Source organism: Microbacterium sp. A8/3-1 (assembly GCF_040267695.1).
GTDB classification, from domain to species: Bacteria; Actinomycetota; Actinomycetes; order Actinomycetales; family Microbacteriaceae; genus Microbacterium; species Microbacterium luteolum.
The window spans coordinates 260,809-274,400 of record NZ_CP158357.1; the positions used below are offsets into that span (position 1 = coordinate 260,809).

The 13,592-nt window shown below is 66.1% G+C and carries 9 protein-coding genes and 2 rRNA genes; all 11 read left to right on the plus strand.

Annotated features, from left to right (window positions below; genetic code table 11):
* Positions 1-100 precede the first annotated feature (100 nt).
* The 11 genes from ABS642_RS01340 (at position 101) to xerD (ending at position 13,500) form a co-directional block, all read left to right on the plus strand.
* A 23S ribosomal RNA gene (locus ABS642_RS01340) occupies positions 101-3,204 on the plus strand.
* Between the two features lie 108 nt (positions 3,205-3,312).
* Positions 3,313-3,429: ribosomal RNA gene (gene rrf, locus ABS642_RS01345) — 5S ribosomal RNA — on the plus strand.
* 68 nt (positions 3,430-3,497) lie between these two features.
* Positions 3,498-5,618: a primosomal protein gene (locus tag ABS642_RS01350; protein WP_350351976.1), complete on the plus strand. Its 2,121-nt coding sequence runs from the start codon at positions 3,498-3,500 to the stop codon at positions 5,616-5,618.
* Entirely contained in the window at positions 5,618-6,658 is a 1,041-nt protein-coding gene (locus tag ABS642_RS01355; protein WP_350351977.1) for an HAD-IIA family hydrolase, read from the plus strand. Before ABS642_RS01350 ends, ABS642_RS01355 begins: the two co-directional genes overlap by 1 nt.
* Positions 6,659-6,712: 54 nt before the next feature.
* Positions 6,713-6,889: a hypothetical protein gene (locus ABS642_RS01360; RefSeq protein WP_282216711.1), complete on the plus strand. Its 177-nt coding sequence runs from the start codon at positions 6,713-6,715 to the stop codon at positions 6,887-6,889.
* The gene (locus ABS642_RS01365) at positions 6,886-7,683 is read left to right on the plus strand and encodes a TlyA family RNA methyltransferase (protein WP_350351978.1); all 798 of its coding nucleotides are present in this window, start codon (positions 6,886-6,888) and stop codon (positions 7,681-7,683) included. Before ABS642_RS01360 ends, ABS642_RS01365 begins: the two co-directional genes overlap by 4 nt.
* Positions 7,680-8,600, plus strand: a complete 921-nt coding sequence (locus tag ABS642_RS01370; protein WP_282216713.1) for an NAD kinase — start codon at positions 7,680-7,682, stop codon at positions 8,598-8,600. Before ABS642_RS01365 ends, ABS642_RS01370 begins: the two co-directional genes overlap by 4 nt.
* Entirely contained in the window at positions 8,597-10,288 is a 1,692-nt protein-coding gene (gene recN / locus ABS642_RS01375) for a DNA repair protein RecN (RefSeq protein WP_350351979.1), read from the plus strand. The genes ABS642_RS01370 and recN overlap by 4 nt, the downstream gene beginning before the upstream one ends.
* 17 nt (positions 10,289-10,305) lie before the next feature.
* Entirely contained in the window at positions 10,306-12,003 is a 1,698-nt protein-coding gene (locus tag ABS642_RS01380) for a CTP synthase (RefSeq protein WP_282216715.1), read from the plus strand.
* Between the two features lie 10 nt (positions 12,004-12,013).
* Positions 12,014-12,595 (plus strand): NUDIX hydrolase, encoded by a 582-nt coding sequence (locus ABS642_RS01385; RefSeq protein WP_350353382.1) that lies wholly within the window; start codon positions 12,014-12,016, stop codon positions 12,593-12,595.
* A gap of 2 nt (positions 12,596-12,597) precedes the next feature.
* Positions 12,598-13,500, plus strand: coding sequence for a site-specific tyrosine recombinase XerD (xerD, locus tag ABS642_RS01390; RefSeq protein WP_350351980.1), 903 nt, complete (start codon positions 12,598-12,600; stop codon positions 13,498-13,500).
* The last annotated feature ends 92 nt before the right edge of the window (positions 13,501-13,592 follow it).

Below are 13,592 nucleotides of genomic sequence, written 5' to 3' on the forward strand. Positions count from 1 at the left end.
CTTCGGGTTGTTGCACAAGATGATCTTAAAGATCATTAGTCAATTTCAATCCAAACCTCTTTTTGGGGTTTGGTGTCGATTCTGATTCAAACTCATGTGATTTCAAGTCTTTAAGAGCAAACGGTGGATGCCTTGGCATCTGGAGCCGAAGAAGGACGTAGCAATCTGCGATAAGCCTCGGGGAACTGATAAGCAAGTTTTGATCCGAGGGTGTCCGAATGGGGAAACCCCGCTGGGCGGCGTGCCGACCTAGTGACTCCCGCCTGAATATATAGGGCGGGTAGAGGGAACGTGGGGAAGTGAAACATCTCAGTACCCACAGGAAGAGAAAGCAACCGCGATTCCGTTAGTAGTGGCGAGCGAAACCGGAACAGGCTAAACCTAGCGTGTGTGATAGCCGGCAGGTGTTGCACGTTGGGGGTTGTGGGACTTTTCAGTCATCTCTGCCGAGGTGGCGGCGTTACAAGAAGGTATAGACGAACGGTCTTGAAAGGCCGGTCATAGAGGGTGCCAACCCCGTAGTCGAAATGCCTTGCTTGGCGCGAAGAGTATCCCAAGTAGCACGGGGCCCGTGAAATCCCGTGTGAATCTGTCAGGACCACCTGATAAGCCTAAATACTCCCAGATGACCGATAGCGGACAAGTACCGTGAGGGAAAGGTGAAAAGTACCCCGGGAGGGGAGTGAAATAGTACCTGAAACCGTTTGCTTACAAACCGTTGGAGCCTCCTTAGTAGGGGTGACAGCGTGCCTTTTGAAGAATGAGCCTGCGAGTTAGCGATATGTGGCGAGGTTAACCCGTGTGGGGTAGCCGTAGCGAAAGCGAGTCTGAATAGGGCGATTCAGTCGCATGTCCTAGACCCGAAGCGAAGTGATCTATCCATGGCCAGGTTGAAGCGACGGTAAGACGTCGTGGAGGACCGAACCCACTTAGGTTGAAAACTGAGGGGATGAGCTGTGGATAGGGGTGAAAGGCCAATCAAACTTCGTGATAGCTGGTTCTCTCCGAAATGCATTTAGGTGCAGCGTTGCGTGTTTCTTGCCGGAGGTAGAGCTACTGGATGGCCGATGGGCCCTACAAGGTTACTGACGTCAGCCAAACTCCGAATGCCGGTAAGTGAGAGCGCAGCAGTGAGACTGTGGGGGATAAGCTTCATAGTCGAGAGGGAAACAACCCAGACCACCAACTAAGGTCCCAAAGCGCGTGCTAAGTGGGAAAGGATGTGGAGTTGCCTTGACAACCAGGAGGTTGGCTTAGAAGCAGCCACCCTTGAAAGAGTGCGTAATAGCTCACTGGTCAAGTGATTCCGCGCCGACAATGTAACGGGGCTCAAGCACGCCACCGAAGTTGTGGCATTGACATTATTGGTAGGCCTTCGTGGTCCAGCCGTGTTGATGGGTAGGAGAGCGTCGTGTGGCCAGCGAAGCGGCGGTGTAAACCAGCCGTGGAGGCTACACGAGTGAGAATGCAGGCATGAGTAGCGAATGACGTGTGAGAAACACGTCCTCCGAAAGACCAAGGGTTCCAGGGTCAAGCTAATCTTCCCTGGGTAAGTCGGGACCTAAGGCGAGGCCGACAGGCGTAGTCGATGGACAACGGGTTGATATTCCCGTACCGGCGAAGAACCGCCCAAGCTAATCCAGTAGTGCTAAGTGTCTGAATCCCAGTGACTGATCCCTTCGGGGTGACGCTCTGGGCCTAGCGCACGACCCCATTCTGGTGCGGTTAGCGTATTAACAGGTGTGACGCAGGAAGGTAGCCCAGCCCGGCGATGGTTGTCCGGGTGCAAGTGCGTAGGCCGAACGGTAGGCAAATCCGCCGTTCACATAGGCTGAGACACGATGCGGATAATAAGTGGGTGATCCTATGCTGCCAAGAAAAGCATCGACGCGAGGTTCTAGCCGCCCGTACCCCAAACCGACTCAGGTGGTCAGGTAGAGAATACCAAGGAGATCGAGAGAATCGTGGTTAAGGAACTCGGCAAAATGCCCCCGTAACTTCGGGAGAAGGGGGGCCATCCACTTATACGGACTTGCTCCGAAAAGGGTGTGGTGGCCGCAGAGACTAGTGGGTAGCGACTGTTTACTAAAAACACAGGTCCGTGCCAAGTCGCAAGACGATGTATACGGACTGACGCCTGCCCGGTGCTGGAAGGTTAAGAGGACCGGTTAGCCGCAAGGCGAAGCTGAGAATTTAAGCCCCAGTAAACGGCGGTGGTAACTATAACCATCCTAAGGTAGCGAAATTCCTTGTCGGGTAAGTTCCGACCTGCACGAATGGCGTAACGACTTCCCAACTGTCTCAACCGCGAACTCGGCGAAATTGCATTACGAGTAAAGATGCTCGTTACGCGCAGCAGGACGGAAAGACCCCGTGACCTTTACTACAGCTTGGTATTGGTGTTCGGTGTGGCTTGTGTAGGATAGGTGGGAGACTTTGAAGCATGGACGCCAGTTCGTGTGGAGTCATTGTTGAAATACCACTCTGGTCACTCTGGATATCTAACTTCGAACCGTAATCCGGTTCAGGGACAGTGCCTGGTGGGTAGTTTAACTGGGGCGGTTGCCTCCCAAAAAGTAACGGAGGCGCCCAAAGGTTCCCTCAACCTGGTTGGCAATCAGGTGTCGAGTGTAAGTGCACAAGGGAGCTTGACTGTGAGACTGACAGGTCGAGCAGGGACGAAAGTCGGGACTAGTGATCCGGCAGTGGCTTGTGGAAGCGCTGTCGCTCAACGGATAAAAGGTACCTCGGGGATAACAGGCTGATCTTGCCCAAGAGTCCATATCGACGGCATGGTTTGGCACCTCGATGTCGGCTCGTCGCATCCTGGGGCTGGAGTAGGTCCCAAGGGTTGGGCTGTTCGCCCATTAAAGCGGTACGCGAGCTGGGTTTAGAACGTCGTGAGACAGTTCGGTCCCTATCCGCTGCGCGCGTAGGAAATTTGAGAGGATCTGACCCTAGTACGAGAGGACCGGGTTGGACGAACCTCTGGTGTGTCAGTTGTTCCGCCAGGAGCACCGCTGATTAGCTACGTTCGGGATGGATAACCGCTGAAAGCATCTAAGCGGGAAGCCGGCCTCAAGATGAGATTTCCATACCTTCGGGTGAGAGGCTCCCAGCCAGACTACTGGGTTGATAGGCCAGATGTGGAAGTGCAGTAATGCATGCAGCTGACTGGTACTAATAAGCCGATGACTTGATAACACACCGTTTGTTGGTGCTACGCGTCCACTGAGTGGTTCTCGATGTACGGTCGAGAACCGCATAACAACAATGACTTTGTTATGTGTTTGATTGAAACATCAATAGTGTTTCGGCGGCCATAGCGTGAGGGAAACGCCCGGTTACATTCCGAACCCGGAAGCTAAGCCTCACAGCGCCGATGGTACTGCAGGGGGGACCCTGTGGGAGAGTAGGACACCGCCGGACTTCTTTTAAGCAAATGGCCACCCATCGATGGGTGGCCATTTTGCGTTTATACGAAAACAGGGAGCATCATGCCGGAAGACGAAGAGCGCCGTCCGCGTCGCGACAACGACAACGGATCGCGCAATCAGCGTCCTTCCGGCGGCCGCCCCGCATACAACCGCGACTCCGCGCCTAGCCGCGACTCCGCGCCTCGCCGCGACGGCGACAACCGCTCCGGCGACCGCGCTCCGCGTCGTGAGGGTGGCGGTTATAGCCGTGATTCCGCTCCGCGTCGTGAGGGTGGCGGGTACAACCGCGACTCTGCACCGCGTCGTGACGGCGACAACCGCTCCGGCGACCGCGCCCCTCGTCGCGAGGGTGGGGGCTACAACCGTGACTCGGCTCCTCGTCGTGAGGGTGGCGGGTACAACCGTGACTCGGCTCCGCGCCGTGAGGGTGGCGGCTACAACCGCGACTCTGCACCGCGTCGTGAAGGTGGCGGCTACAACCGCGACTCTGCACCGCGTCGTGAGGGTGGCGGCTATAACCGCGATTCCGCGCCTCGCCGCGATGGCGACAACCGCTCCGGAGACCGTGCTCCGCGTCGTGAGGGTGGCGGTTACAACCGCGATTCTGCACCGCGTCGTGAGGGCGGCGGTTACAACCGGGACTCTGCTCCGCGTCGTGAGGGCGGCGGTTACAACCGCGACTCTGCTCCGCGTCGTGAGGGTGGCGGTTACAACCGCGATTCGGCACCTCGTCGCGAGGGCGACAACCGCTCCGGCGACCGCGCCCCGCGGCGTGAGGGTGGCGGCTACAACCGTGACTCTGCGCCTCGTCGTGAGGGTGGCGGGTACAACCGCGATTCCGCTCCGCGTCGTGAGGGCGGCGGGTACAACCGTGACTCTGCTCCGCGTCGTGAGGGTGGCGGCTACAACCGGGACTCCGCCCCGCGTCGTGAGGGTGGCGGCTACAACCGCGATTCCGCTCCGCGTCGTGAGGGTGGCGGCTACAACCGTGACTCCGCTCCGCGTCGTGAGGGTGGCGGCTACAACCGTGACTCCGCTCCGCGTCGTGAGGGTGGCGGCTACAACCGCGACTCTGCTCCTCGTCGCGATTCCGGATCTGACCGCGACCGCGCCCGTTCCTACCCGCAGCGCGGGGGCTCGGGGCGCGAGCGCCCGGTCCAGGCGGCGGACGAGCGTCCGCGCTTCAACGACCCGCACATCCCGGACGAGGTCACGGCCCGCGACCTGCACACCTCGGCGCGCAATGAGCTCAAGACACTGAGCAAGGAGAATGCGGAGCTCGTCGCCCGCCACCTCGCCATGGCCTCCCAGCTCATCGACGAGGATCCGGCGCTGGCTCACGAGCACGCGCTGGCGGCCTCGCGCCGTGCCGGACGTATCGCCATCGTGCGCGAGACGCTCGGTATCACCGCCTACGCGACCGAGGACTTCGCTCTCGCTCTGCGCGAGCTGCGCACCTACCGTCGCATCTCCGGCAAGGACGACCAGATCGCCCTCATGGTGGACAGCGAACGCGGTATCGGTCGACCGGACCGCGCCCTCGAGACCGGCCGCGCCGTCGATCGCACGGCTCTCACGACACCGGTGCGGGTGGCGCTCGCGATCGCGATGTCGGGTGCCCGTCTGGACCAGGGCGATCTCGAACTGGCGCTGGGCGAGCTCGAGATCCCGGAACTCGACCCCGATCGCGCCTTCGAGTGGAGCCCGGCGCTGTTCGCAGCGCGCGCTGCCGTGCTCGAGGACCTCGGTCGCGAGGAGGAAGCGGCCTTCTGGGCGCACCGCGCGGATGTCGCCGCCGAGGCGCTGGGCGTCGATGAAGCCGGCGATGAGGAGCTCTTCGTCGAGGACGGCCTCATCGAGGGCGACTTAGACGACGAAGAGACCGCCTCGGATGCTGACGCCGAGGCTGACGTGGAGCCCGCCGCGGAGGAGCCGTCTCAGCAAAGCGCAGCAGAAGACTCTGCTACCGACGAGCACGCAGCAGAAGACTCTGCTACCGACGAGGCTGCCGCCGATGAAGCCGCAGCCGACGAGTTCACGGTCGAGGACGAGGTCCGCGAGCTCCTCGGCGAGGACGAGGAATCCGACGACTCCGACGACTCCGACGACTCCGACGACTCGGACGACTTGGACGGCTCTGGGGACGACGAGAAGGCTCAGGGCACGGAGCAGGACGCGTAGTGGCGCTGTTCTCCCGGAAGCGACCGGCCGCGTCCACTCCGCTCGACGGCGTCGACACGGTCCTGGCCGATCTGGACGGTGTGGTCTACGCAGGCCCCGGCGCGCTCCCGTTCGCGGTCGACAGCCTGAACCGCGCGGGGGAGTCGGCTCGCCTCGGCTACATCACGAACAACGCTGCCCGCACCGATGCGTCCGTCGCGGAGCACCTGAGCAGCCTCGGTCTCGAGGTCGCGGCATCCGACGTCGTGACGAGCCCGCAGGCCGCGATGCGCCTTCTGGCCGGCATCCTTCCTGCTCCTGCCACGATCCTCGTGGTCGGCGGGGACGGTCTGGTCGACGAGGTCACGAAGGCCGGCTACACGGTCACCCGCAGCGCTGAGGACTCCCCGGCCGCGGTCGTGCAGGGATTCGCTCCCGAGGTGGCCTGGACAGACCTGGCCGAGGCGGCGTTCGCCCTCAAGCTGCCCGAGGAAGAGGGTGGCATTCCCTGGATCGCCACGAACACCGACTGGACGATCCCGCGCGAGCGCGGTGTCGCCCCCGGCAACGGCACCCTGGTGTCTGCCGTGCACACCGCGATCGGCCGCCTGGCGACCGTCGCCGGCAAGCCGGAGGCTCCGATCTTCGAGGAGGCCCTCGCGCGCTTCGGCGCGCAGAAGGCGCTGTTCATCGGCGACCGCCTCGACACCGACATCATGGGAGCGAGCCGGGTCGGCATCGACTCGGTACTGGTGCTCACCGGCATCGATCGCCCCAAGCACGTGCTGGCAGCTCCGGAGGGCTCGCGTCCCACATACATCCTCGGCGACCTGCGCGAGCTGCACGAGCCGTACCCTGAGGCGATCGAGAAGGACGGCGTGTTCCACGTGAACGGAGCCGCCGTGCGCGTGTCCGGCGCGGATGTCGAGATCGTCGCCGAATCGGGCGTGCAGATCGACCTGCTCCGGGCAGGCGCCGCGGCGATCTGGGCATCCGGCACACCGGTGTTCGTCCTGCGCGTTCCCGAGCGCCTCTACGACGATCCGTTCCACCGGCCCTGATCCGGGGTCGCCGTGGCTCCGTCTTCTGTCCGCCGCGCCGCGTACAGTAGGACCGTGAGCGATGAGACGACGAGCACGCCGACCGACGGTCTGTGGAGTCGCCTGCGCCTGATCGAGGGACAGCCGCTCCCCGCCCGTGCCGATGCCTATTCGGCCCTGCACGACGAGCTCTCCCGCCGCCTCGAGACCGGCGCGAAGCTCGACCAACGGGAGACCCCGGGATCCCGATGACGCGACTCGACGCCGCCCTCGCCGCCCGAGGACTCGCCCGGTCGCGCAGCCACGCCGCCACCCTCATCTCCGAGGGGCTCGTGAGCGTCGACGGCCGACCGGTCGTGAAGTCCTCGACGCCGGTGACCGACGAGGCGGAGATCACGATCGCCGGCTCCGACCACTACGTCGGCCGTGCCGCGCACAAGCTCATCGCGGGCCTGGACGGCTTCGCGATCCCGGTGGAGGGAAGGCTCGCGCTCGACATGGGCGCCTCGACCGGTGGCTTCACCCAGGTGCTGCGTGAGCGCGGCGCCCGACGAGTGCTCGCTGTCGACGTGGGGCACGGCCAGTTGGCGCCGTCGATCGCCGCCGACGAAGGCGTGGTGGCCGTCGAGGGCTACAACGTGCGCCACATGACGCCGGAGAATCTCGCCGTGGCGACGGGGGAGCAGTCGCCACCGGAGCTCCTCGTCGGCGACCTGTCGTTCATCTCCCTCGAGCTCGTGCTGCCGGCCGTCGCGGGAGTCGCCGCGCCGGGTTCCGATATCCTGCTCCTCGTGAAGCCGCAGTTCGAGGTCGGCCGCACCGCCGTGCGCGGCGGTCTGGTGACCGACCCCGCCACGCGCGCGGATGCCGTCGCCCGGACCGTATGGAGCGCCTGGGATATCGGCCTCGGCATGCTCGGCATCCTTCCCTCCCCGATCCTCGGCACGCACGGCAACGCCGAATATCTCGTGCACCTCGCGCCGGGACGAGGCAGCAATCCGACAGAATGGTTGGACAGCATCAATCGACTGGCAGGGGGACGATGAACGAGCGCAGGATCCTGGTCGTCGCCCACGCCGGCCGCGTCGAGACCGTGGAGGCGGCGCGTCGCGTGATCGACGCGCTGCGTGGTGCGGGCGCCCGTCCGTTCCTCGCCGCAGACGACCATGCCGCGCTCACCGCGGTCGACGGCTTCTTCACCGACGTCGATGTCCTCGACGGCTCGTCCGAGTCCGCGGACCTCGAGCTCGCGATCGTGTTGGGCGGGGACGGAACCATCCTGCGGGCGGCCGAGCTCGTCCGTGACAGCGGTGCGCCCGTGCTCGGCATCAACATGGGGCACGTCGGCTTCCTCGCGGAGATCGATCGCGATGACATGGATGACGCGGTGCGCCGCGTGATCGACCGCGACTACGAGGTCGAGGAGCGTCTCGCGCTGTCGGTGCGGGTGAAGGATGCCGCAGGCGCGGTCGTCTTCGACACCTGGGCGCTCAACGAGGCGACGGTCGAGAAGGCCAGCCGCGAGCGGATGATCGAGGTCGTGCTCGAGATCGACGGCCGACCGCTGTCCAGTTTCGCGTGCGACGGCATGGTGGTCTCGACGCCGACCGGCTCGACCGCCTACAACTTCTCCGCCGGCGGGCCGGTGATCTGGCCGAGCGTCGAGGCGATCGCCGTGGTGCCACTGTCGGCGCATGCGCTGTTCGCCAAGCCGCTCGTCGTCAGTCCCGACGCCGCTGTCGCCATCGAGATGCTGGAGCGCACCGACGGCTCCGGCATCCTGTGGTGCGATGGCCGGCGCTCGCACGACCTGCCTCCGGGCGCTCGCGTCGTCGTCCGCCGGTCCTCCCGTCCGGTGCGCCTGGCGCGGCTGCACCACGCCGCCTTCACCGACCGCCTCGTGCGCAAGTTCCGTCTGCCCGTCGAAGGATGGCGCGGGCAGGAGCCGGGGAAGACGCCATGATCGAGGAGATGCGGATGCAGGGCCTCGGCGTGATCGCCGACGCGGTGCTGCCCCTCGGACCTGGCTTCACGGCGATCACGGGTGAGACCGGCGCGGGCAAGACGATGGTGGTCACCGGCCTCGGACTGCTGCTGGGTCAGCGTGCCGATTCCGGTGCCGTGCGCGCCGGGTCCGCGCAGGCCTCGGTCGCCGGTGTCTGGATCGTCCCGGAGAAGGGCGATGTTGCCGATATCGTGACGGATGCCGGGGGCGAGCTCGAACCCGCCGGCACCGACCTCGCCGAGCTCTACGTGTCGCGCACCCTGAGCGCCGAGGGCCGCAGTCGTGCCAGCGTCGGCGGTCGCGCTGCCCCTGCCGGCGTGCTGTCCGCTCTCGCCGAGGAACTCGTGGTCGTTCATGGCCAGTCCGAGCAGCTCCGGCTGCGCTCAGCAGCCGCGCAGCGCGACGCGCTCGACCGCTTCGGCGGCGCCCCCGTCGCGAAAGCCCTCGAGGCGTACACGGCATCCTTCGCCCGTTGGCGGGCGCTCGACGCCGAGATCACCGAGATCTCCGAGAACCGCGATCGCCGCGCCGAGGAGGCCGCGCGTCTCCGCGAGGCCCTCGCGCTCATCGAGGCGACCGCGCCGGAGCCGGGGGAGGACCAGGAGCTCAGCGAACGCGCCGAGCGCCTCGCCAACTCCGAGGAGCTGCGACTGGCGGCATCCCTCGCCCACGGCGCGCTGTCCAGCGAGGAGGGCGAGCCCGATGCGTCCGCCCTCGTCGCGGAGGCCCGCCGTCTGCTCGAGCGCGTGTCCGACTCGAAGCTCACCGAGATCGCGGAGAGCATCGCCGACATCGGCTATCGCATCGCGGATGTCGCCGGCCTCCTGTCCGCATACCTCGCGGATCTCGACGAATCGGGGCCGCACGAGCTCGCCGCCGTCGAGGAGCGTCGCGCCGCCCTGGGAACGCTGGTCCGCGCGCACGGTTCGCTCGATGAGGCGCTCGAGGTGTGGCGGACCGGGTCTGCGCGTCTCGCCGAACTCAACGACGACGGAGAGCGGATCGAGCGGCTCGCCGAGGAACGGGATGCGGTGCGTGCCGAGCTCGACGCGCACGCCGCCGTCCTGACCGCCGAGCGGACATCGGCCGCCACGCGTCTGGGCGCGGCGGTCACCGAGGAGCTGCACGCCCTCGCGATGCCGGACGCGCGTCTCGAGGTGGCCGTCTCGGAAGGCGCCGAGAGCACGCACGGCCGCGACGACGTCGCGATCCTCCTCGCGCCGCACCCGGGCGCCGAGCCCCGTTCCGTCGGAAAGGGCGCCTCCGGGGGAGAGCTCTCCCGGGTGATGCTGGCGATCGAGGTCGTCATCGCCGCAACCGACCCGGTGCCGACCTTCGTCTTCGACGAGGTCGACGCGGGCATCGGCGGGGCTGCGGCGATCGAAGTGGGACGGCGACTCGCCCGGCTTGCAGAGAAGTCACAAGTCATCGCGGTCACGCATCTCGCGCAGGTCGCGGCCTTCGCGAACAATCACCTGTCCGTCGTGAAGGCCAACGACGGCGCCGTCACCGCCTCCAGTGTGCGGCTTCTGGAGGGCGAGGAGCGGGAGGCCGAGATGGCCCGCCTGCTGTCGGGACTCGCCGATTCGGACGCTGCACTGACCCATGCCCGAGAACTTCTCAGCCTCGGCACCCCTGCTGCCTGATAGGATCGAAGCCCGTGATGAACTCTTCTTCTGCGGGGCCCAAGAACGACACGACCAAGCACATTTTTGTGACAGGTGGTGTCGTTTCGTCTTTGGGCAAGGGACTCACGGCGGCCAGCCTGGGCAACCTCCTCACCGCTCGCGGCCTGCGTGTCGTGATGCAGAAGCTCGACCCGTACCTGAACGTCGACCCGGGCACGATGAACCCGTTCCAGCACGGCGAGGTCTTCGTGACCGACGACGGCGCCGAGACCGACCTCGACATCGGGCACTACGAGCGGTTCCTCGACATCAACCTGTCGCAGGCCGCAAACGTGACGACCGGCCAGATCTACTCGCAGGTCATCGCGCGCGAGCGCCGCGGCGAGTACCTCGGAGACACCGTGCAGGTCATCCCGCACATCACCGACGAGATCAAGCGCCGCATGCGCCTGCAGGCGCATGAAGAGCCGCGTCCTGACGTGATCATCACCGAGGTCGGCGGCACGGTCGGCGACATCGAGTCGCAGCCGTTCCTCGAGGCCGCCCGCCAGCTCCGTCACGAGCTCGGCCGCGACAGCGTGTTCTTCGTTCACGTCTCTCTGGTGCCCTTCATGGGCGCGTCCGGCGAGCAGAAGACCAAGCCGACCCAGCACTCGGTCGCCGCCCTCCGCCAGGTCGGCATCCAGCCCGACGCGCTCGTGCTCCGCAGCGACCGCCCGGTCAGCGCGAGCAACCGCAACAAGATCGCGCTCATGTGCGACGTCGACGTCGAAGCCGTGATCAACACGGTCGACCTGCCGAGCATCTACGACATCCCGTCGACGCTCAACGATCAGGGACTCGACTCCTTCATCGTGCGCCGCCTCGGCCTCGCCGAGAAGTCTGCCGAAGAGGTCGACTGGACGCGCTGGAGCAAGGTCCTGCACGCTGTGCACAACCCCAAGCACGAGGTCACGATCGGCCTCGTCGGCAAGTACATCGATCTGCCTGATGCCTACCTCTCCGTGACCGAGGCGCTCAAGGCCGGCGGGTTCGCCCAGGAGACCAAGGTAAACATCCGCTGGATCCCCTCCGACCTCTGCGAGACCCCCGAGGGCGCGCAGGAGCAGCTGGCCCAGCTCGACGGCATCTGCGTGCCCGGTGGCTTCGGCATCCGCGGCATCGAGGGCAAGCTGGGGGCGCTCAAGTTCGCCCGCGAACAGGGCATCCCGACGCTCGGCCTCTGCCTCGGCCTCCAGTGCATGGTGATCGAGTACGCGCGCGACGTGGCCGGCATCGCCGGAGCATCGTCCAGCGAGTTCGACCCCGAGACCTCGGAGCCCGTGATCGCGACGATGGCCGAGCAGATCGAGATCCTCGACGGCGGCGACCTGGGCGGCACGATGCGGCTCGGTCTGTACCAGGCGGCTCTCGCCGAAGGTTCGCTCGCCCGTGAGCTCTACGGCACCCCTGAGGCCTCGGAGCGGCACCGTCACCGCTACGAGGTGAACAACGCGTACCGCGATCGTCTCTCCGAGGCGGGGCTCGTGTTCTCCGGTCTCAACCCGGAACTCGATCTCGTCGAGTACGTCGAGCTGCCGCGCGACGTGCACCCGTACTACATCGCCACGCAGGCGCACCCCGAGCTGCGCTCGCGTCCGACGGCCCCGCATCCGCTGTTCCGCGGACTCGTCGGCGCCGCGATCGAGCGCCACCGCGCCAGCGAGCTCTTCGACGTCAGCGCCGATGACTGACCCGGTGCCGATGACGGACCCGGTGGGGGAGCTCCGCGACGAGCCCTTCTCACCCGAGGTGCTCACGAGCGACCTCGTCTACGAGGGCAAGGTCTGGGACGTGCGCTCCGACCGGGTGCGGTACGGCGACGGCGAGATGGTGCGGCAGTACGTCGCGCACACCGGTGCCGTGGCGATCCTCGCGCTGGACGACGACGGCCGTGTCCTGCTGATCCAGCAGTACCGGCATCCGATCCGCCACCGTGACTGGGAGCTGCCGGCCGGTCTTCTCGACATCGCCGGCGAGGAGCCGCTCGAGGCGGCGAAGCGCGAACTCGCCGAGGAAGCCGACCTGGTCGCCGCGCACTGGGAACCGCTGGTGTCGTCGTGGACCACGCCGGGCGGCAACGACGAGATGATCCACATCTTCCTCGCGACGGGCATCTCGGCCGCCGAGTCCGCGCATGACCGCGAGGACGAGGAGGCCGACATCCGCGTCGAGTGGGTGCCGCTCTCGGCCGCGGTCGATGCCGTCCTCGCCGGGCGCATGCGCAACGGCATCCTGTCGATCGGAGTGCTCGCGGCGTCGCAGAGGCTGCGCGATCGGCCCTGAGGATGCTGCTTCCTCGCGCTCTCGACCTCTACCTGCGGCACGTCACGATCGAGCGCGGTCTGAGCGAGCACACCATCGCCGCCTACCGGAGGGATCTGGGGGGCTATCTGGAGTGGCTGGCGGCTGACGGGATCGTCGACACCGCCGAGATCACCCCGGCGGTGATAGGGCGCTTCATCACGGAGCGATCGTCGGCCGAACCGCCCCCGGCGTCGACCAGCCTCGCCCGGCTGCAGTCGTCGGTGCGGGGCTGGCATCGCTTCCTCGCCAGAGAGGGCGTCGAAGTCGATGACCCGAGCGGGAGGCTCCGCCCGCCGAAGGCGCCGCGTCGGCTTCCGAAGGCCCTGACGATCGACCAGGTCGAGCGCCTTCTCGCCGCGCCGTCGCCGGAAGGCCCCGTCGGCATCCGCGATCGTGCCCTGCTCGAGCTGCTGTACGCGACGGGTGCCCGTGTGTCCGAGGCGATCGGGCTCGACGTCGACGACCTCGCCCACGGCGATGTGCTGCGCCTGCGCGGCAAGGGGTCGAAGGAGCGCATCGTGCCGATCGGGTCGTACGCCCGCGATGCCGTCGACGCCTACCTGACCAGAGTGCGCCCGGGGCTCGCCGCGAAGGGACGGGCATCCGCCCGGCTGTTCCTGGGGGCCCGCGGAGCGCCGCTGTCCCGGCAGAGCGCCTGGCTGATCATCCGGGCGGCGGCGGAGAGCGCCCAGATCACGAGCGAGGTCTCACCGCACACGCTGCGGCACTCCTTCGCGACGCACCTGCTGCAGGGCGGCGCCGACGTGCGCGTGGTGCAGGAGCTCCTCGGCCACGCATCCGTCGCGACGACGCAGATCTACACCCACGTGTCGGTCGACACGCTGCGCGACATCTACGCGACCTCGCATCCCCGCGCCCGCTGAGGCGCTGTGCCGCGTGCCGGGAGGCCGGAGAACAGGGCGGCCGCTAGAATCGACCAAGCACGAAGGAGCAGGAGAACCGGTGGTTGAGAAAG

Excerpts from the sequence above, each read along its gene's own strand:
- ABS642_RS01350 (WP_350351976.1), top strand. The coding sequence starts at position 3,498 with ATGCCGGAAGACGAAGAGCGCCGTCCGCGTCGCGACAACGACAACGGA.
- ABS642_RS01365 (WP_350351978.1), top strand. The coding sequence starts at position 6,886 with ATGACGCGACTCGACGCCGCCCTCGCCGCCCGAGGACTCGCCCGGTCG.
- ABS642_RS01370 (WP_282216713.1), top strand. The coding sequence starts at position 7,680 with ATGAACGAGCGCAGGATCCTGGTCGTCGCCCACGCCGGCCGCGTCGAG.
- recN (WP_350351979.1), top strand. The coding sequence starts at position 8,597 with ATGATCGAGGAGATGCGGATGCAGGGCCTCGGCGTGATCGCCGACGCG.
- ABS642_RS01380 (WP_282216715.1), top strand. The coding sequence starts at position 10,306 with ATGAACTCTTCTTCTGCGGGGCCCAAGAACGACACGACCAAGCACATT.
- ABS642_RS01385 (WP_350353382.1), top strand. The coding sequence starts at position 12,014 with ATGACGGACCCGGTGGGGGAGCTCCGCGACGAGCCCTTCTCACCCGAG.
- xerD (WP_350351980.1), top strand. The coding sequence starts at position 12,598 with ATGCTGCTTCCTCGCGCTCTCGACCTCTACCTGCGGCACGTCACGATC.